Annotated in this window: 18 protein-coding genes; 13 read left to right on the top strand and 5 right to left on the bottom strand. The window is 68.1% G+C overall.

Going from position 1 to position 18,989, the window contains the following annotated elements; all coding sequences use genetic code 11:
• Positions 1–14 precede the first annotated feature (14 nt).
• The 7 genes from KB201_RS16040 (at position 15) to KB201_RS16010 (ending at position 8,061) form a co-directional block, all read left to right on the top strand.
• Positions 15–659: a TetR family transcriptional regulator gene (locus tag KB201_RS16040; protein WP_211539779.1), complete on the top strand. Its 645-nt coding sequence runs from the start codon at positions 15–17 to the stop codon at positions 657–659.
• 53 nt (positions 660–712) lie between these two features.
• Positions 713–1,999 carry a phosphatase PAP2 family protein gene (locus KB201_RS16035; RefSeq protein ID WP_223258911.1) on the top strand — a complete coding sequence of 429 codons (1,287 nt, stop codon included), beginning with the start codon at positions 713–715 and terminating at the stop codon, positions 1,997–1,999.
• A 340-nt stretch (positions 2,000–2,339) separates the two neighbouring features.
• Entirely contained in the window at positions 2,340–3,614 is a 1,275-nt protein-coding gene (locus KB201_RS16030) for an ABC transporter substrate-binding protein (protein ID WP_171011606.1), read from the top strand.
• A gap of 126 nt (positions 3,615–3,740) precedes the next feature.
• On the top strand, positions 3,741–5,744 hold the full coding sequence (locus KB201_RS16025; RefSeq protein ID WP_211539778.1) for an ABC transporter permease: 2,004 nt from the start codon (positions 3,741–3,743) through the stop codon (positions 5,742–5,744).
• Positions 5,737–6,561 carry an ABC transporter ATP-binding protein gene (locus KB201_RS16020; protein ID WP_058249620.1) on the top strand — a complete coding sequence of 275 codons (825 nt, stop codon included), beginning with the start codon at positions 5,737–5,739 and terminating at the stop codon, positions 6,559–6,561. The genes KB201_RS16025 and KB201_RS16020 overlap by 8 nt, the downstream gene beginning before the upstream one ends.
• Positions 6,558–7,334, top strand: coding sequence for an ABC transporter ATP-binding protein (locus tag KB201_RS16015; RefSeq protein ID WP_058249619.1), 777 nt, complete (start codon positions 6,558–6,560; stop codon positions 7,332–7,334). The genes KB201_RS16020 and KB201_RS16015 overlap by 4 nt, the downstream gene beginning before the upstream one ends.
• 49 nt (positions 7,335–7,383) lie before the next feature.
• A complete protein-coding gene (locus tag KB201_RS16010; RefSeq protein WP_065630385.1) occupies positions 7,384–8,061 on the top strand; it encodes a TetR/AcrR family transcriptional regulator in 678 nt (225 codons plus the stop codon).
• Positions 8,062–8,107: 46 nt separating this feature from the next.
• On the opposite strand, the gene KB201_RS16005 is transcribed toward KB201_RS16010, so the two are convergent.
• Positions 8,108–9,595, bottom strand: a complete 1,488-nt coding sequence (locus KB201_RS16005) for a cryptochrome/photolyase family protein (RefSeq protein WP_211539777.1) — start codon at positions 9,593–9,595, stop codon at positions 8,108–8,110.
• Positions 9,596–9,771: 176 nt separating this feature from the next.
• Between KB201_RS16005 and KB201_RS16000 the strand changes: the two genes are divergently transcribed.
• Complete coding sequence (locus KB201_RS16000; protein WP_211539776.1) at positions 9,772–10,407, top strand: pyridine nucleotide-disulfide oxidoreductase; 636 nt, start codon at positions 9,772–9,774, stop codon at positions 10,405–10,407.
• Here KB201_RS16000 and KB201_RS15995 read toward each other — a convergent pair.
• A complete protein-coding gene (locus KB201_RS15995) occupies positions 10,359–11,597 on the bottom strand; it encodes an oxygenase MpaB family protein (protein ID WP_211539775.1) in 1,239 nt (412 codons plus the stop codon). The genes KB201_RS16000 and KB201_RS15995 overlap by 49 nt on opposite strands.
• 120 nt (positions 11,598–11,717) lie before the next feature.
• Between KB201_RS15995 and KB201_RS15990 the strand changes: the two genes are divergently transcribed.
• Positions 11,718–12,308 (top strand): TetR/AcrR family transcriptional regulator, encoded by a 591-nt coding sequence (locus tag KB201_RS15990; protein ID WP_211539830.1) that lies wholly within the window; start codon positions 11,718–11,720, stop codon positions 12,306–12,308.
• A gap of 9 nt (positions 12,309–12,317) precedes the next feature.
• Here KB201_RS15990 and KB201_RS15985 read toward each other — a convergent pair whose 3' ends face one another.
• From KB201_RS15985 to KB201_RS15975, 3 genes are all read right to left on the bottom strand, one after another.
• Positions 12,318–13,898: an MFS transporter gene (locus tag KB201_RS15985; RefSeq protein ID WP_211539774.1), complete on the bottom strand. Its 1,581-nt coding sequence runs from the start codon at positions 13,896–13,898 to the stop codon at positions 12,318–12,320.
• A 154-nt stretch (positions 13,899–14,052) separates the two neighbouring features.
• Positions 14,053–14,241 (bottom strand): hypothetical protein, encoded by a 189-nt coding sequence (locus KB201_RS15980; RefSeq protein ID WP_165629484.1) that lies wholly within the window; start codon positions 14,239–14,241, stop codon positions 14,053–14,055.
• A 136-nt stretch (positions 14,242–14,377) separates the two neighbouring features.
• The gene (locus KB201_RS15975; RefSeq protein WP_211539773.1) at positions 14,378–15,565 is read right to left on the bottom strand and encodes a carboxylate--amine ligase; all 1,188 of its coding nucleotides are present in this window, start codon (positions 15,563–15,565) and stop codon (positions 14,378–14,380) included.
• Positions 15,566–15,835: 270 nt separating this feature from the next.
• Between KB201_RS15975 and KB201_RS15970 the strand changes: the two genes are divergently transcribed.
• The 4 genes from KB201_RS15970 to KB201_RS15955 all read left to right on the top strand — a co-directional run bounded on the left by KB201_RS15970 (position 15,836) and on the right by KB201_RS15955 (position 18,979).
• Complete coding sequence (locus tag KB201_RS15970; protein WP_165629482.1) at positions 15,836–16,888, top strand: EamA/RhaT family transporter; 1,053 nt, start codon at positions 15,836–15,838, stop codon at positions 16,886–16,888.
• 62 nt (positions 16,889–16,950) lie between these two features.
• Positions 16,951–17,817, top strand: coding sequence for a hypothetical protein (locus tag KB201_RS15965; RefSeq protein ID WP_068970951.1), 867 nt, complete (start codon positions 16,951–16,953; stop codon positions 17,815–17,817).
• The gene (locus tag KB201_RS15960; protein ID WP_058249611.1) at positions 17,814–18,284 is read left to right on the top strand and encodes a nuclear transport factor 2 family protein; all 471 of its coding nucleotides are present in this window, start codon (positions 17,814–17,816) and stop codon (positions 18,282–18,284) included. Before KB201_RS15965 ends, KB201_RS15960 begins: the two co-directional genes overlap by 4 nt.
• A gap of 8 nt (positions 18,285–18,292) precedes the next feature.
• Complete coding sequence (locus KB201_RS15955; RefSeq protein WP_211539772.1) at positions 18,293–18,979, top strand: phosphoribosyltransferase; 687 nt, start codon at positions 18,293–18,295, stop codon at positions 18,977–18,979.
• The last annotated feature ends 10 nt before the right edge of the window (positions 18,980–18,989 follow it).

The following is an 18,989-nucleotide window of genomic DNA, read 5'->3' as shown; positions in this document are numbered from 1 at the left end:
AGAAGTGAGCACACATGGGCAACTGCCTGACTGTGCACGCCGACTCCGACGCCCCGGAACCCGCGCCGGGGCGTCGGATGGGCCTGCGTGAACAGAACAAACTGCGCACCCGCAACGCCATCCGGCAGGCGGCGATCACCCTGATCGCCGAGCAGGGGTACGCCAAGACCACCGTCGAGCAGATCGCCGAGGCCGCCGGCGTCTCACACACGACGTTCTTCCGCTACTTCCCGTCGAAGGAACAGGTGGTCGTCGGAGACGAGCACCTGCATGCCGAGGCGCACGCGATCGTCGAGTCCATGCCGCCCGGGCTCAGCCACTTCGACCTCATCCGGCGCCTGATGACCGAGCTGCACCGCCTCACCATCGACGACCCCTGGGTCGGCAATCCACTTCGCATGCAACTGATCCGCACCGAGCCGTTGCTGCAGAAGACCTTCCAGGTCGAGTCCGAGCGCATGATCTCGGACATGACCCAGCTCATCGCCGACTACTTACGGATCGCGCCCGACGACTTCCGGCTCAAGGTGTTCCTCGACGCGGTGGCCGGGGTGACCTTCCACCTGGCCACCGAGTTCGACGACAACCGGGAGATACCCCAGCTCGAGACGACGCTGCGCGCGATCGATCTCCTCGAGCAGGGGTTGCCGGTCGGATGAACAGTGGTTGTCCGGCCATTCGCCCCGCGAACATTCCCTCTAGGATTCAGAGCGTGATCTCGGACAACGCTGCCCGACCGCGACCGATGCCGGGCCTTCGACACGGCTCCTCGCTGCGCTCGTCGCCGGCTCAGGCAGCAGGGGGACCGGTCCGCTGGACGCGGTTCGTCGTTTCATGGGTCAGTACAGTCGCGGCCATCGCGGCCACCGTCTCGCTCGCGGCATCGGCGCAGGCCGCGCCGGCCAAGCCGACCCCGGCGCCCTTCCCCGTGACCGACATCGCGCGGCTCTACGCCTCGGACATCTCGTCGTACCCGGGCGGCGTGTACCTGCAACCGGTGGAGACCTTCACCGCCCTGCGCCGCGACCACCCCGAGGTGATGGCCCGCAATCTCGAGACGGCGGTCGCGATCAACCAGTCGGCGGCCGGCAACCCGGGACTGCAGCGCCGAGCGCTCGCCGACGCACACGACGATCCGCTCTGGACGATGTCCGATGCCTTCGGCGACCGGCTCGGACGGGATTTCCGGAACGCCCTCGCCGCCGATCGCCTCCCGAAGACCACGGCCCTCTTCAGCGACTACCTCGCCCGCGCCGGTGGGCTCGCGAACGCGACGCTCATCGAGAAGTACGTGTTCGGGTACGAGCGGCCGTTCATCGTCGCACCCGAGCGGATCCGCAAGTACACGCGCGCCGGAGCCAGCGAGTACGACGCGCTGGGCAGCAACCCGTCGTTCCCGTCCGGCCACACCAGCCTGTTCTTCTGGCGGGGCACCCTGTTCGCATCGATGCTCCCGGAACTCGCGCCGCAGTTCCTCGCCCGTGCCTCGGAGGGTGGATATCACCGCATCGTGCTGGGCGTGCACTACCCGCTCGACGTGATCGGTGGAGCGATCGTCGGGCAGGCCGCCGCCGCCGATCGCTGGAACGACCCGCAGTTCCGCCGGCTCCTCGCCGCGTCTGCCACCGAGATCCGCAAGGAACTCGAATGGCGTTGCGGCGCAGCCCTCTCGGTGTGCATTGCGCGTGACACGCCCTACGCCACCGACGCCGCGGCCCAGACGATCTACGCCCAGCGCATGACCTACGGATTCGGACGCGTCTCGTCGCCGACACATCCGATGGTGGTGCCCCGACAGGCCGTCGAACTGATCGCCGGGGCGTACCCGCAACTCACCGACGAGCAGCGGCGTCAGGTCCTGGAACAGACCGCGTCGCCCGCGGGATACCCGCTCGACGACCAGCGTCCCGGCCGCGCCTCCTGGCAGCGCCTGGACCTCGTCCGTGCTTACACCGCCGACGTCACGGTCGGCCGCGACGGTCGGGTGACCGTCCACTGAGGACCGCCCTGACCTGCCGGTAACTGAATCGTTTGTCCCACTGCCCGTTGCGAACTCGTTCGTGACGGGCAGTGTCGTGCCATGTGGTCCTCTGTGTGTCCAGTTTCGCCGAACAGCTTGACACCGGCGTAAGGGTATGGCTACTTTTCGAGTGGCCCACATCACATCCGACGTGGACTCACCGCCGTGACCAGGGCGGACGGTGCCGGAATCGCGGACCCAGACACAGCGCTGGGTCGATGAACTCAATCCTTCTAAGCCCCGCCGGGGCGATGTCGCCGTGCCCTCACGCAGGGCGGTTCCGTCGTGCCCGGAGATCATCGGGAAAGGCAGTCGAAACATGCGTTGGTCGAATTCACGCAGGAGAGCCGGACGGTTGGCGGCAGTCGCCGTCGCCGCGGCGTGCATCTTCTCGGTCGTGTCGTGCAGCAGCGACGACGGCGGATCGTCGGACGGCTCCGCCGCGGATGCCAGCGGCACCAAGGCGTCGGGCGAGGCGATCAAGGTGGGGTTGTTCAACCCCACCAAGGGCCCCGCCACCCAGGGTGGCGTGACCACCGGCAAGGACGCCGCCCTGGACTACATCAACAACCAGATCGGCGGCATCGGGGGCCGGCCCGTCGAGATCGTCGACTGCGGAATCGACCAGACCGCACCGGAATCGACGGTGTCGTGCGCCAACCAGTTCGTCGAGGCCGGCGTGGTCGCCGCGATCGACGGCTACAATGCCGAATCCGCCTCCGCGGTGCCGATTCTCACCTCGGCCGGCATCCCGTTGGTCGGCCAGATCCCGTTCAACACCTCCACCGGCGCCTCGGCGGAGAACCGCGTGTACTTCGGTCCGCCACCCGCCGCGTTCCTCGTCGGTTTCATGCAGCAGCTCAAGGCCGCCAACAAGAATTCGTTGACGCTGGCGAATGCCGATCTCCCACAGGCACATCAGGTGTTCGACGGTTTGATGAAGCCACTCGGCGCCCAGCTCGGCATCGACGTCAAGTCGGTCTACTACCCGCCGACCGGCCCGAACTTCACCTCGCTGGCCACCACCCTGGCCGAGGGCAACCCCGCCGCGGCCGGCCTGATGACCTCACAGAACGACAACGTGTGCACCAAGCTCGCGCAGTCGCTGCGGTCGGTGAACTACGAGGGCACCATGTTCATGGCGGCCTGCACCGACTTCATCGACACCATGGGCGCGCAAGCGGTTGGCGCACAGACCTACTCACCGATCTGGCAGCCCCCGGCCATGGACTCCGCACCGGAGCCGGCCAAGGCGAATCTCGGGATCGCCCAGAAGTTCATCGACGAGCAGGGTGGCACCGGTGGTTTCTACGCCTACGGCACCTTCGCGACCCTTGCCGACTTCGCGATCACGCTCAACAACGCCAAGGTCACCGATTTCACCGGCCCGAACGTGCTCGGCGCGCTCAAGGCAGTCACGGACTACCAGTCCTTCATCGGCCCGAAGCTCAACTGCGGTAAGCCGACCACACCGAACTGCACCACCGAGATGCTGCTGTTCGACGTCGTCGCCGAGAAGAAGACCGAACCCGCCACCGGCGGCTTCATCACCCCGCTTCCGGCTGCGCTGCAGCGCATCCCGGGCGCTTACTGACACGGGTCGCTGGTGTGGCGGGGTGGTCACCCACCCCGCCACACCCGGCTCTGCTCCCCGATCCGAACGCTCCGCATCCTCACACGCGCGTGAGATCCGTACGCGCCGAACGAATGAGTACGCCACATGGGCCAGTTCCTCCAGTTCGTCTTCCTCGGACTATCCGCCGGTGCCATCTATTCGGTGCTCGCGTCGTCCCTCGTGGGCATCTATGCCGCCACCGGCATCATCAACTTCGCGCAGGGCGCCATCGGCCTCTACTCGGTCTATCTCGTCGCCGCACTGCGCACCGACGGCAGTCTCGTCCTGCCCATCGGCACACTGAAACTCGGGAGTGAGTCCGACCCCACCTCGATGGAGTTGGCACTGGTCCTCGGCGTGCTCAGCGCGGTCGTCTGGGCCCTGCTCGCACACGTACTCATCTTCCGGCCGCTTCGCTCGGCCCCGGTGCTCGCCCAGGTCGTCGCCTCGGTGGGACTCATGCTCTTCATCCAGGCGCTCGTCCATCTCCGCTTCGAGACCGAGAACCTCTTCGCCGAGGCCATCCTGCCGGAGGACACCGTCGACATCGCCGGCGCGGTCGTCAACGTCTCGGACCTGATCCTGGCCGGCGTCGCCATCGCCATCTCACTGGTGCTGTGGGCCTACTTCCGGCTCACCACCCTGGGCGTCGCCACCCGCGCGGGCTCCGAAGACGAACTCGCCGCCCGACTGTCGGGCTACTCCCCGGACCGCCTCGCGGCGATCGTGTGGGCACTCACCGGTGCGGCAACCGGTCTCATCGTCGTCCTCGCGTCCTACACCATCGGACTCACCGAGACCAGCTACACCTTCTTCGTCATCCCGGCCCTGGCCGTCGCCCTCGTCGGCCGGCTCACCTCATTCGGGATCGCCTGTGCCGCAGGTCTTGTCCTCGGCGCATTCCAATCCACCATCACGTGGCTCACCACCAAGGACTGGTGGCCGGAATGGGCGCAGGCCGGCCTCGGTGACGCCGTTCCGTTCGTCATCGTCGTCATCGCCCTCTTCCTGCTCGGCGGTCGTATCCCGTCGCGCGGTTCGCTCGGTGAGGTGCGCATGCCCGCGGTCCGGATCCCCCGCATCCGGCTGATCCCGACGGTCGTCTGCATCGCGGTGGTCGTCGTCGCGATCCTCCTCACATCCGGCAGCTGGCGGTTCGGCGTCGTCACCTCGGTGATCCTCAGCCTCATCGCACTGTCGCTGGTCCTGCTCACCGGTTACCTCGGCCAGATCTCGCTGGCCAGCATGGCCTTTGCCGGCGCGGCCGGGTTCGCCCTGTCGAAGCTGACGACCAACTGGGATGTGCCGTTCCCGTTCAGCATGATCTTCGCCGCCCTGATCGCGACCGGCCTCGGTGTCCTGGTGGGCGTGCCCGCACTCCGGATCCGCGGCGCCCAGCTGGCCGTCGTGACATTGGCTGCCGCCTTGGCCATCCAGAGCTTCGTCTTCAACAACCCGGCGATCACGTCCTTCGAGGGCAACCTCATCGCGGACCCGACGATCTTCGGCCTCGACCTCGGGGTCCGCGACGGCACCAACCTGGTCACGATCCGGTTCTCGCTGATGGTCCTGATCGTCGTCGCGATCGCGACTCTCGTGGTGTTGCGCTTCATGGGCGGCTCGACCGGCCGGGCCTTCCTGGCCGTCCGCTCCAACGAGCGCGCCGCGTCGTCGGTCGGGATCAACGTCGCCGCAACCAAATTGCTCGGCTTCGCACTGTCGGCGTTCCTGGCCGGCATCGGCGGTTGCCTCATCGGTTACAGCCGCGGACAGCTGTCGGCCGGCTCGTTCACGGTGATGATCGGGCTGGCGCTGCTCGCGATGACCTACGTCGGCGGCATCACGTCGTTCGCCGGTGCGGTCCTCGCCGGCATCATCGGACCGCTGGGCGTGGGTTACGTCTTCCTCAACCAAACCCTCGCTCTCGGTGAGTACTACGAGCTCTTCGCCGCCGGCAGCCTCCTGCTGATGGCGGTGCTGAATCCCGTCGGCGTCGCGGGGGCCATGTCGGAGCTCGGCGAGAAGCTACGCGCCCACCGGCACACACCGTCCCCCCGTCCGGAAGCGCCCGGCGCGGCACAGAACGCACAGGAGGGTGCACATGTCTGAGTCGACACTCGAGAAGCCGGCCACGTCGACGACACTCCTCGAGACGGGCGGGCTGTCGGTCCGGTACGGCGGCGTCAGCGCCAACTCCGACATCGACATCTCGGTCTCGGCGGGCGAGATCGTCGGACTGATCGGACCCAACGGCGCGGGCAAGACCACGTTCGTCGACGCGGTCACCGGATTCACCAAGGCCACCGGCACGGTGTCGTTGCGCGGGGAGAGACTGGACAAGGCGAGCCCCCATCGTCGACGCCGGGCCGGCATGGCCCGAACGTGGCAGGCGGGCGAACTGTTCACCGACCTCACCGTCGAGCAGAACCTGGCCGTGGCGGTCCAGCCGGTCGGCCTGCGTGCCATGCTCGCCGACGTCCTCAACGGTTCCCGTCCGCCCGCCGATGTCATCTCGTCGGCACTCGAACTCGTCGGCCTGGCCGATGCCGCCGACCAGTTCCCCGGCGAGCTGACCCTGGGACAGCAGAAACTTGTCGGTGTCGCGCGGGCGTTGGTCGGCGGGACGCAACTCGTCCTGCTGGACGAGCCGGCCGCCGGACTCGACACCCACGAGAGCCGCGACTTCGGGACCGAACTCCGCCGGATCGCGGCGACCGGTATCGGCATCCTGCTCATCGACCACGACATGTCGCTCGTCCTCGACGTGTGCGACCGCCTGTACGTGCTCGACTTCGGCCGGGTGATCGCCAGCGGGCCCCCGGCCGCCATCCAGGACGATCCGGCGGTCATCTCGGCCTACCTCGGCAGTCCCGAGGTGGACCCGGACGCCGCCCCGACCGGACCCGACCCGAAGGAAACGCGATGAGCGCGCACGCCGCCCCCGGCCAGGCGACACCGGACCCGACGACACCGGATTCGACGACCCCGGTGTTGACGATCGACGACGTCACCGTCGGTTACGGCGGGGTTCCCGCCGTCCGCGGTCTCAGCGCCGCCGTCCGTCCCGGCGAGATCCTCGCGCTGCTCGGTCCGAACGGGGCGGGCAAGACGACGAGTCTGCTCGCCGCGGTCGGTGCCCTCGGACTGATGTCGGGCACGGTGACCGCCCTCGGCGACCCCATCGACCGTCGCATCGAACGCAACGCGCGGCGCGGGATCACCCTGGTCCCCGACACCCGGGGCGTCTTCCACCGTCTGTCGGTGTCGGACAATCTCCGTCTCGCCAAGCGTCGTAACGGGCCCGACCTCGACACCGTCTACCAGTACTTCCCGAAGCTCAAGACGATGCGGGGCCGACGCTGCGGCAATCTCTCCGGCGGCGAACAGCAGATGCTCGCACTTGCCAAGGCGCTGCTGGCGGACCCGAAGGTCCTCCTCATCGACGAGCTGAGCCTGGGCCTGTCCCCGGTCGCGGTCCAGGACCTGCTGCCCCGGCTCCGGTCGATCGCCGACGAACACCAGATGGCTGTCGTCCTCGTCGAACAGCACATCGATCTCGCCCTCGGCATCGCCGACGCCGCCATCGTGCTCCATCACGGTCGGGTCGCGCTCTCGGCACCCGCGAGCGAACTCCGCAACCGGCGGGACATGGTCGAGGCGGCCTACTTCGGGCGCACCGTCGAGGACCGCGCCTCCTAGGGCCGCGCGGTCTGCAGGCGTACGGACGAGACGACGGAACCGGGACGACGTGGCCACCGGAGACACCGACGATCCGGTGGCCACGGACGCCGGCGTCGTACGACCGGCCCGCAACACCCGCAATCGGCCCACCGACGACGAGTTGCTCGACGCCGCATGCGCGGTCATCGCCGAGGTCGGTGCCGAGCGCACCACGATGACCGCCATCGCCGAACGCGGCGGCACCACCCGGGTCACCCTCTACGCACACTTCGGGTCCCGCGACGAGCTGGTCAACCGGGTGATGACCCGCGAGCTCGACACGTTCACCTCGTTCATGTTCGAGGTGTACGACGCGAGTGAGGACATGCCGTACGGTGCCCGCGCCCGCTACTCGGTGCAGGCCCTGTTCGACTACGCCCGACGCCACCCGGCAGGTCTGCGTGTCCTCATCGGCCACCGGGAGGGTGGCAGTGACCGCCGGTTGTACGCCGCGCTCGAACCCCGTATCGCCGCACGCCTACGCCAGAACTACGCCGAACGCGGCGCGCGGATCGCGGCCAGTGCCGACACCCTCGCGTCGCTCCTGCTGGGGATGAGCCTCGACGTCGCCCACCGCGCGCTGATCGTCGACGGCGCCGGCGTCGACGAGGCCTGCGACCTCGCGATCACCGCGACCCTCGCCGTGCTCCGCGACGTCCGCGCGGACCAGCTGCGCGCTCTCGACGAATCGCTCGGGCAGCGCTGAACCCGTGACAGGCGGTCGACACGGGCGCGCTCAGGACCCGGGGCGGTCACCCCAGCCAGCGGCCGGCCCGCCGGCTGTGGCCCGCCTTCGTCGCCGCGGGCAACCGGTCGTAGGCCCGGGCGAGGAAGTTCGACCGCGCATTGGCCTCGAAGACGTCCCGGTGGTCGCGAACGAACGTCCAGTACAGCCCGTCCCAGTCCGCGGCCCAGTCGCCGGGCGGTATGTCCGACATCTTCTTCAGATAGTTGCTGCCCGAGACGTAGGGCTTGGTGGTGATCGCCTCACCGGCCGCGAACTGACTCATCGCGTACACGTTGGGGACCATCACCCAGTCGTAGGCGTCGACGAACATCTCCATGAACCACTCGTAGATCTGCTCCGGGTCGATGCGGAGCAGGCACATCGCGTTGCCCAGGACCATCAATCTCTCGATGTGGTGGGCATACCCGTTGGCGAGAACCCGCCGGATGACGAGATCGACCGGCTCGAGTCCGGTCTCGGCGGTCCACCACCCGTCGGACAGCTTCCGATCGTGGCCCAGATGATTCCGGCTCCGGAGGGCACGCCCGCGGGTCTCGTACGACGCCCGCATGTACTCCCGCCAGCCGATCAGCTGCCGCACGAACCCTTCGACGCTGGCCAGCGGGACACGGTTACGTCCACCGGCCTCGAGCGCCCTTCTCAGCACCGTTCGCGGGCTCAGGAGCCCGGTGTTGAGTGCGGGCGTCAGCAATGAATGGAAGACGAACGGGTGCTCGGTGCTGATCGCATCCTCGTAGGGTCCGAACTCCGCGAACCGGTCGGCCAGGAACTGCTCGAGCATGGCCCGCGCCTCGTCGTGGGCGGTGGGCCAGGCGAAACCGTCGGCGCCGCCCGGGTTGTCGGGAAACTCGTCGGCCACCCAGGCGATCGCGGCGTCGACCTCGGGATGTCGCGCCGGCGGTGTCGGTTGCGGGACCTCACGGTTCTTCGGCAGTTTCTTCCGGTTCTCGGTGTCGAAACTCCACCGACCGCCAGCCGGTTTGCCGTCGTCGTCGACGAGGATGCCGAGCCGTCGTCGCTGCCAGGTGTAGAACTGCTGCATCCGCGGTCGCTTGCCGGCGAAGAACTCGTGGATCTGCGCACGGGTGGTGAGGAAGTTCGGACTCTCGACGATGTCGTCGGCCGCGAGTGGACACCCGGCGTGCTGGAAGGCCGCCAGCAGGTCGCCCGTCAGCCAGTCGTCGACGACGTCGTACAGGTGAACCGACGCCGGCGCCCGGCGGGACAGGTACTCCACGAGCTGATCGTGACTGGACTCCTCCGCGTCGGTCTCGAGCACGTCGACCTCGAAACCCCGGTCCCGCAGCCGGTCTGCGAACCTGCGCATGCTCGCCCGGTGCAGGACGAGTTTCTGCACGTGGAACCGGTACTGCCGGAACATCAGATCGTGTTCGACGAGGACGAAGCGGGTGCCGGGGTCCGCGTCGAGGTGCGACTCGAACAACTGATGCGGCAGCACCACGCGGACGACATCGCCGGACGGACCTGACATCGGCTCTCCTCTCGCCGCCGCTACACGCTCCCGACTTGGACGGCCCCCTCAAGGGCCGGACAAGTCGACCCCAAGTTCGCACCAAGCGCCCGGCGACATCCTGTCGTTCATCACCCGAACACCACGATGAGCCGCCGAGACCGGGCACCCGCCCACTCCAGACGATAGGAACCACGATGTCGCGCAGCACAGCCAGCTATTCGCACCCCTCCGACGATCGGATTGCCGAGTCCGGCGGCGACGTGCCGTCCGTGGACAGGCCCCTCTGGCAGCTGGGCCGGCGTGCCACGGTCATCGCGGCCTGCGTGGGCTTCGCCGCCCTCGCGGCCTGCAGTGTCAGCGTCGGCACGCAGTCGATCGAAGAGGCCTCCGACATCGACGTGGGCGAGTGCCTGCAGATCGGTGCCGAAGCCGGTGAAGGCAAGGTCGAGGCGACCAAGGCCGAGTGCGAAGGCACCGAGGGACTCACCTTCTACGCGGCCGACAAGGTCAGCACGTCGGCGGAGTGCGGCACCCCCAACACCTCCGCGCTCACCTTCGGTGAAGGCGACCAGAAGCTCTGCCTCACACCCAACTTCGCCGTCGACACCTGCTACCAGATCCCGATCGGCGGCGGCAAACTCGCCGACTACCGCGAGGTCGCGTGCGACGCCTCCCCCGCGGACAGCACCATCCTCGCCAAGACCGTCGGCCGCGGTGCAGATTCCCTCACCTGCACCGAGGACGAAACGAAATGGGCCTTCACACAGCCGCTGTCGGTCAGCTACTGCTTGACCGAGGACGTCACGGCCGCGAGCCGATTCGACGGCTGAGCGGCGGCCTGCGGGCCGGGCGCCGCGTCGACGAGGTCGTGGGTGACGCGGTAGTCCTCCCGCATCCGCGCCATGGCGACATCCCGCGCGCGGTAGGACTTCTCGACGCGTGCTCGTGCCCGCCGGGTGCCACCGACCCGCTGCGCCGAATCCGCCACCGCGAGAACCCGTCCGACCCGTCTCAGCACATGTTTGAACCGGCCGTCGGGGATTCCGAGCGCGTCGGCGTCGGCGTCACCGATGAACACCCGCTGCAGTCCGTGCATCGTCTTCGTGGCCAGCCGGCGTCGCAGGGCCTGCGGCCCCGGGAACACCGCGGCCAGTTCGGGCACCAGATAGTCGTCGGTCAACGCGACCACGAAATCCCGGTCGTCGGGACCCGGCCCCGGCGAGGTCAGCCGATAGAGCTCCTCGATCCGGACGTGGTCGGCCTCGCAGACCGGGTTGAGCTCGGGGCTCATCCCGACCACATGCCCCACGTACCGCCACAGGTGATAGATGTCGTCGAGCTCGCGGTCGGTGAACCGCACCCCCAACTTGTGCATCGCGTCGATCGCGATGTGCCCGAACTCGGCGATGGTGAACGCCATGTACGGCTGCGGGATCGGCACCCCCCACGCGGTCTCGTCCCAGTCTCCGCGCGTGAGCAGCATGGAACGGACATGCGCGTGGATCATCCGGACCCGCACCGTATACGCGAAACCGTCTCCGCCGCGGCGCATCCCACCGGGCGTCAGTACCTGCCCCAGCCACTCACCGACCTCCACCGACCGCACCGCCGGCTGGGACACGTAACGCCCGGTGACCGCGAGTGGCTTGCCCGCGATCGTGTTTCCCGCCCCGCGGACCAGCGATGCCGCGCCGAGCACGATGCCCAGCGGTGCGGTGTTGACGACCAGCGCGTCGGCCGCGCGATTCATCCGATCATGATCGACCCTGTCGGGCTCGTCATCGAGGAACCCGAACAGCGCGCGCAACGAGTCGGTCGCGTCGTCGACCGAGTCGATGCCGTTCTTCAGCGCCGCCCGCAGCACTGTCGTGGTCGGGCCGCCGGGTTGCCGGTCGGCGGCCACGGCGTCGGCGAGCGGGTCGGCGATCCACATCTGATCGAGCCAGTCACGGCCGGCCGTCCCGAACCGCTGCACGGCGAGGTCGGTGTTCACGAGGTCGGCGGGTGCGCTCCGTTCCATGGATCCATGAGAACACGAGCAATCCTCACTTACTATTCACTTTTGATGGCATCGTCGACGACTTCCAAAACCACCGCATCGCAACGGCGCAAGGCACCCAAGCAGCAGCGCAGTCGTGAGATGAGGCAGCGCCTCCTCACGTCGGCGCTCACACTCCTGGAGCGTCGTCCCGGCCGACGGCCCACCACTGCCGAACTCGCCGACCACGCGCACGTCAGCATCGGGACGGTGTACCGCTACTTCGCCGACATGGACGCGATCGTGGAAGAACTGCGCCTCGCCGCCGTTCACGACATCACCGCCACCCTCGCGAGCGGGATCGGCCGGGCGATGGATCAGCAACCGGAGACCGCGATGGTCACGGTGGTCGAGACCCTCGTGTCGTCGTTCGAGTCACATGCGCCGGTCCTGCGCGCCTCGCTCGAGATCGGCGAACACGGCTTCGGCGAGGCCTGGGCCGAGGTCGAGGGACCGCTCCTCCCGCTGGCGCGGATCCTGCCGTCGCGGATGAGGCCCGACCTCGACGATCGGGCGATCGACGAACTGGTGTTCCTCACCATGGGTGCGACCGCGAGCCTGTGCCTGCGCATCGCCCTGCAACGACCCCGCGACGCCGACCGGACCTCGCTCATCGCGATGGCGGCACGAATGTTGTTGGCGGCGTTCGACTCGCCGCCGTCGGCCAGTGCTGGTCGAGTAAGTGCCGGCTGAGTCGGCGACTCAGAGGCTGCGCTGTTCCGCGTACTCCGCCATCGCCGTTCGCTCCGCCTCGTGTCTGGGGTAGAAGAAGAACACCACCGCCGCACCCACCACCACGATGGCGGCCGCCGCGCCGTAGGCGTTCCTGTCGCCCTGTACGAACGCGTCGCGGGCCGCGGCGATGATCTGATCGGCGTACTGCGGATAGCGTTCGGCCAGGACCTCGGCACTCGAGAACGACTTCGTCAGCGCGGCTTCGGTCTGTTCGGTGACCTGATCGGCCTGCGGCGAACCGGAGATGGTGTCCTGCAACTGCTTCGCGTAACCCGCGGTGAGGATCGCGCCGAGGGTGGACTGCAGGATCGCGCCACCGAGGTCGCGTTGCAGATCGGACATGCTCGACGCCATGCCCGCGCGCTGCACCGGCACCGAACCGGTCAGCGACTGCGACGCCGGGGTACCGGCGAGACCGACGCCCACCCCGACGAGGACGTAGACGAGGCCGACATGCCAGAAGTGGGCGTCCTCATCCCAGGTGAGCATCGCGAGCACCAGGCCGACGACGATGAAGGCGTAACCGGACAGCAGCGTGAACCGCGAACCCATGCTCTGCACGAGTTTGGCCGAGCGCGGGGCCACGACGATCATGGCGGCCGCGGCTGGCAGGATCGTGGCGCCGGCCGCCAGCGTCGAGTAGCCGAGCACGTTCTGCATGTACTGCTGGCCGATGAACATCGCGCCCATGAGCGTGCCGAACACGATGAGCCCGCCCACCGCCGCGACCCAGAAGGTGCGTCGGGCTGCGATCCGCAGGTCGAAGAGCGGAACCCGCACGCGCAGCTGCCGCCAGACGAAACCCGCCCCTGCCAGCAGCGCGATCGCGGCCAGGATGTAGACCTGCAGTCGCTGATCGGAGTTCGGGGCGAAGTTGATCGCCAGCACCAGCGAGCCCACCATCACGATGGACACGACGCCGCCCAGGTTGTCGACGACCGCCGCCTGGTCGCCGTTATCATCGGGCACCAACCGCCACGCCGCGATCAACGCGACGACGGCGAGCGGCAGGGTCACCAGAAACACCGAGTGCCAGGCCAGGATCTCGAGGAGCGCCCCGGACAGGACCGGTCCCAGCGCCGAGATCGCACCGCCGAACGCCGACCACGCGGCGATTGCCCGGACCCGTTTCGGCCCCGACCACAGTGCGGTGATCACCGCGAGGGTGGTCGGGAAGGCCAGGCCCGCGGCGATGCCGCCCACCAGACGAGCACCGAACAGGACCTCGACGTTGGGCGCGAATCCGGCGACGAGCGACGCCGGGATCGACAGGCACATGCCGATGACCAGCATCCGCTTGCGCCCGTGCCGATCTCCCAGCGCGCCGAAGTAGAGCACCGACGCCGCCAGGCCCAGCGAGTAGCCGACCGCGACCAGGTTCAACTGCGTCGAACTCGCGTCGAGCGCCTTGCCGATGTCGGGTAGCGCGACATTCGCCACCGCGAGATTGATGTTGGCCACCCCGGCGACCAGGATCAGCGCGACCAGGATCGCCTTCGCCCGCTTCGGAGCCGTCCCCGCCTCGACCTCGGCCGTTGTCGACGTCATCGGGGAATCGTACGTGCGCGAGCGCCATCGGGCCGCGGATCGGGACGCTCCGGCACGAAATGGTCACGCCGGCGTCGACTTCTGGTGGGGTACGAGGAATCCGTATGACGTCGTGCCCGGTTTCCGGGCACAGCGTCATACGGCTCGGATCAGATCAGAGGCAGACGCTGATGGTCACCGGCCCGATGGGGATGCCGAAGCAGATCGCCACCGAACCGACGGCCTGCACCGGCTGCACCGGCGCGGCGGAAGCGGCCGGCGCGGTGGCCAGTCCGATCGCGCAGGCGGCACCGACAGCGGCCACCCCGACAGACGTACGACGCATGATCCCGGACATGTTCATGAGCAGCTCCCCTCGAGCTCGAGTCCCCCCGGACAACCCTGCGGATGGGGTCAACACGCAGGTGATGGTGACTCGAGATTCTACGCCCCGGCGTCGGCGTCGTCCCCATCCCGACGGGCCGAATCCGCGACGGGTGTCACAGGCTGATGCGGAGGCCGTCCCACTCGTGGTCGTGCATGAAACCCTCCGCCAGCCCGACCCGGTACTTGAGGCAACTACGCAGGATCCCGGCATAGGCGAACGGGAGCATCAGCGCGGGCTTCTGGTCGCCCGGACTGCTGACGACATCGGACGCGCCGCGGAAGTCGCGGACGAAGTCGCGCAGGGTCCGGTCCTTGCGCGACGACGGACGCCACCCGTAGAGCAGCATGCCCAGCCCGATCATCTTGTCCACGCCCGACCCGGGCGTGATCGGTCCGTGGTCGGGATCCCAGGTCCCGAGGAACGCGCGATCGACCCCGTCTTCGGGCGTGAACATCATGATCCCGCTTGTGGCGCGCGGATTGCACTCGATGCAGAACAGGTCGCCGCCACCGTTCCGGTCTTCGATGAAGTCGAAGCCGATCTGGCCGGTGAAGTTCACCCGGCGAACGAAATCGCTGACCCACCCGGCGATCCGCGGATGGTCCACGGACCGGAAGTTGAGGCACGAACTGCCGTCGATGGCGTAGTCGACCGGATAGGTGGCGTGGGCGTAGACGCGGCCCTCATGGCAGACCGAATACGTGCAGAAGTTGTTCCCCGACGCCCACTCCTGTGCGATCCACGGGTTCTGCCCATCGTGTTCGAGCCAGGTGAGCGGATCGTCGGGAGTCACCTTGTGAACCTTCTGCGAGCCCCGCGAATAGCAGTGTTTGAGCGCGAACGGCTTGGTGAAATCGAGCGATCCGACGTCCTCGGGTCCGGACACCCGCGCGAACTTGCGCGTCGGGATTCCGAGTTCGACGAGCAGCTCCTGGAAGTCGTACTTGTTGTGCAGGCGGTTCTCGGTGGTGAAATCGGAGAGGAACAGCCGACATTCGGGCGGGAACACCTCGGCGAGCATCGCGATGATGTCGGTCTCCTCGTGCACCGGGATCACCATGTCGACGTCGTTGTCGGCCACGATCCGGGCGAGGGCGAGACAGTATGCGAGCGGCTCGAACTTCGGCGGGGGCACGCGGTGAAAGTCGCTCACCGCGTTGGAGAATCGGCCGATCCCGACCGGGATGGAGTCGACGATGCTCACCCGGTGACCCGCCGCGGCCATGAGCCGCGCGAGTTCCAGGGTGAGGAACGATCTGCCGAATGTGATCAGTACATGGGTTTGTCCGGCGTTGTTCACCGAGCGAGTGTAGTGCCGACGGGCCCTGAGCACGGAAGCCGGACGGCCTGCGAAAAAAATGCGGTCAGGTCGGGAATATTCAGTACCGTCCTGTCGGTTCACCCTGTTAGTTTTTTGCACGATCGGCCGGTCCGTGTGCTTCGCTTCCGGTTGCGGAACAGCAGTTGCGGAGCAGCGCTGGTGCGGCCCGAGCCGATCGCGTGCGTACGCAGTCGGGGTGGTCGTCGGTCCGAGCCTGTCGAGGCTCATCCGGGCCGAGTTGGAGGAGGCATGCAGCTGTTCGTCATCGGCGTCATCGCCGCGTGCCTCGCCGCAGTCGCCTATGGGATGTCCACGGTCCTGCGCGCGCTCGGCGCCCGCCGCGTGGCCGAAGCCGCTGCCGACGAGGGTGAGGGCATCACCACCGAGAACGGCGCACCGACCCTCTCGTCCACGATGTCGACGCTGGTCGATCCGGCCTTCATCCTCGGCACGACGCTGGTCGTGCTCGGCTTCGCGGGTGGCGCCCTCGCTGCCCGGTTCCTACCGCTGTTCCTCTCGCAGACCATCGTGTCGGCCAACCTGGTCATCACCGCCCTGCTCGGCACGATCATCCTCAACATCGCCCTGCACACGCGCGAATGGGTCGCCATCTGGCTCGTCGTGATGTCGCTCTGCCTCCTCGGCGTTGCCTCGTCCCATCACACCGGCGGCGGGGAAGAGGTCGGATTCCACTGGGGTCTGTTCGTCGCGACGCTCGCCCTCTGCGCTCTTGCTCTGGTGGGCGTCTACAACCTCGGTCCGGCGGGCGCCATCGTCGGCGGCGCATCGGCGGGTCTGCTGTTCGGCATCATCGCCATCGCCGTGCGCATCCTCGACGGAGTCCAGCCGTTCGATCCCGTGGCGCTGCTGACCGATCCGGCCGCCTGGACCATCGCCGCCGCGGGCGCGGTGGGCTTCTACGTCCAGACCGTCGCCCTGCAGCTCGGCGCCGTGAACGGGGTGACCGCGGTGCTCGTGGTCGGCGAGACGGCCGGCCCGAGCCTGGTCGGGGTCGTCTTCCTCGACGACACGGCCAAACCCGGACTCGGCTGGCTGGCCATCCTCGGTTTCGTCGGCGCCGTCGTCGGTGCCGTACTGGTCGCCTGGTACGGCTCGGTCGACCCGGACCACCTCGGCGAGGCGCCGCCCATGAAGGGCGGGTGGCGCCGTGGCCGCGAAGAACCCGCCTCCGACGAGGAGCACGAAGCGTCCGCGGCAGACGCCGATCCCGACATCGCTGATGGCGATCTGTGGACCACCGACGACCCCGTCTTCGACAGCCGGGACTCCCGGCGCACCTGACGCTCCCACTCTCGTCATCGCAGGTGGTTGACACCCGCCCCGCTGATGGAGAGGGTGGGTTGATGACATCGACCAGCACGGGCTCCGCTGCCCGGCTCGCCTACGAAACCCTCGAACCCTTCCACATTCTGGCCTACTTCAACCCGGGACTGAAAGGCGCGCAGGCGGACACCGGGCTCGATCCCTACGCCTTCTACGTCGGTGCGCGCGGAGCGCCGTTCGGTCCGTGCGCGTCCTCGGTCGTCGCCTCCGCCTTCTACAACTTCAACCACGAACTCATCGCCAAGGGCTGGACGGCCGCCGTCGACGCCGGGCTCGACCGGGTCCACGAACGACGCAACCAGATGCTCGACGACTCGCTGCGAGAGATCCTGGGCGACTCCATCGACGACTCCCTCCTCGACGAACTCGCCTCCGCCTATTACGATCTGGCGGCCCGGCTCCCGCTCGGCGGACGCCCGCTCGCTGCCGCGTGGTCGACGGCCCCGCGACCGGACACCGCGCGCCTACGTCTGTGGCACGCCATCGCGATTCTCCGAGAGTGGCGCGGCGACAACCACATCGCCGCTCTCGCCCTCAACGGTCTGAACGGCTTCGACGCGGCCGTCTTCCACGAGTCGCAGCTTCCCGACCCCACGGTTCGTCGTCGCACCCTGGGCAAGCGCATCGTGCTGATGACCCGCGGCTGGTCCGAACAGGACTGGCAGGACAGCGTCGATCGCCTGGTCGACGCCGGGCTGGCCGAGCGCGTTGAGGACGGGCACCGTCTCACCGCTTCCGGCGCGGCGACCTACGACGACATCGAGGCCACCACCGATGCTGTCGGAGAAGCCATCTGGGCCGGCACCGACGACCTCCTCACTCGGACGAGACCGGTCGTGAAAGCCGTCATCGATGCCGGAATCCTGCCGGGAACGAGGACGAAGTGAGCGCGCCCGCCGGCGGCTTCGAGGACCTGCGGGCGATCGAGAGCCTCAAGTATCGCTACCTGCGATCTCTCGACACCAAGGACTGGACGGCGTTCGAGTCGACGCTCACCGAGGACGTCACCGGTAACTACGGTGAGAGTCTGGCCTTCTCGAATCGGAACGAGCTGGTCGGATACATGCGCGAGAACGTCGGTCCCGCAGTCATCACCGAACATCGTGTCGCACACCCGGAGATCGAGATCGACGGGGACACCGCACGCGGACGCTGGTACCTGCACGACCGGGTCATCGTCGCCGAGTTCTCCTTCATGCTCATCGGGGCGGCGTTCTACGACGACACCTACCGCCGCACCGCAGACGGATGGCGGATCAGCAGTACCGGTTATGACCGCACGTACGAGGCCACCGTCGGGCTCGCCGACGTGCCGAGCTTCGCACTGAAGGTCGGTCCCGCAGTGCAGGTCTGAGCCTGCCCATGCGCGCCCGCATCTTCGCCGACCGCCGCGAGGCGGGTCGGTTGCTGGGTGCGCGGGTCGTCGAAGTCCGGTACGGCGTCGGCATTCCGGAGGCCGGTACAACAGAACCTGTTGTCCTGGGACTCGCGCGCGGCGGGGTTCCGGTCGCCCGCGAGGTCGCCGACGCCATCGCGGCGTCGACAGGCAGGTGCGCGATGGACGTGCTGGTGGTGCGCAAGATCGGGGCGCCCGGCCACGAGGAGTTCGCCATGGGCGCGCTCACCGCGCACCACCTGGTGGTCAACGACGACATACCGCGTCGACTCGAAGTGTCCCGCAGCGAGTTCGACGAGGCCGCCGATCGACAGCGGCGCATCCTCGACGACCGCGAACGACGTTACCGCGGCGGACGTCCCGGCACCGAGCTCGGCGGCCGGACGGTCATCCTGGTCGACGACGGTCTCGCCACCGGGTCGAGCATGGCCGTCGCGGTCGACTCCGTCCGGTCCGCCGGCGCCACCCACGTGGTGGTGGCGGTACCCACGGCACCCTCCGATTCGATTCAGCGACTGCGGGATCGGGGCGCCGACGACGTGATCGTCCTCGTGACGCCGGAACCGTTCCGGGCCGTCGGCCTGTCCTACGGCGACTTCACTCAGGTGGACGACGACGAGGTGATCGCGGCCCTCAGCCGGCCGAGCGACTGAGCCGTCGAGG

It is taken from the genome of Gordonia sp. SCSIO 19800 (assembly GCF_018132775.1).
GTDB lineage: Bacteria > Actinomycetota > Actinomycetes > Mycobacteriales > Mycobacteriaceae > Gordonia > Gordonia hongkongensis.
The sequence above is the reverse complement of the archived record's forward strand: the minus strand, read 5'-3'. Positions and strand labels throughout refer to the sequence as shown.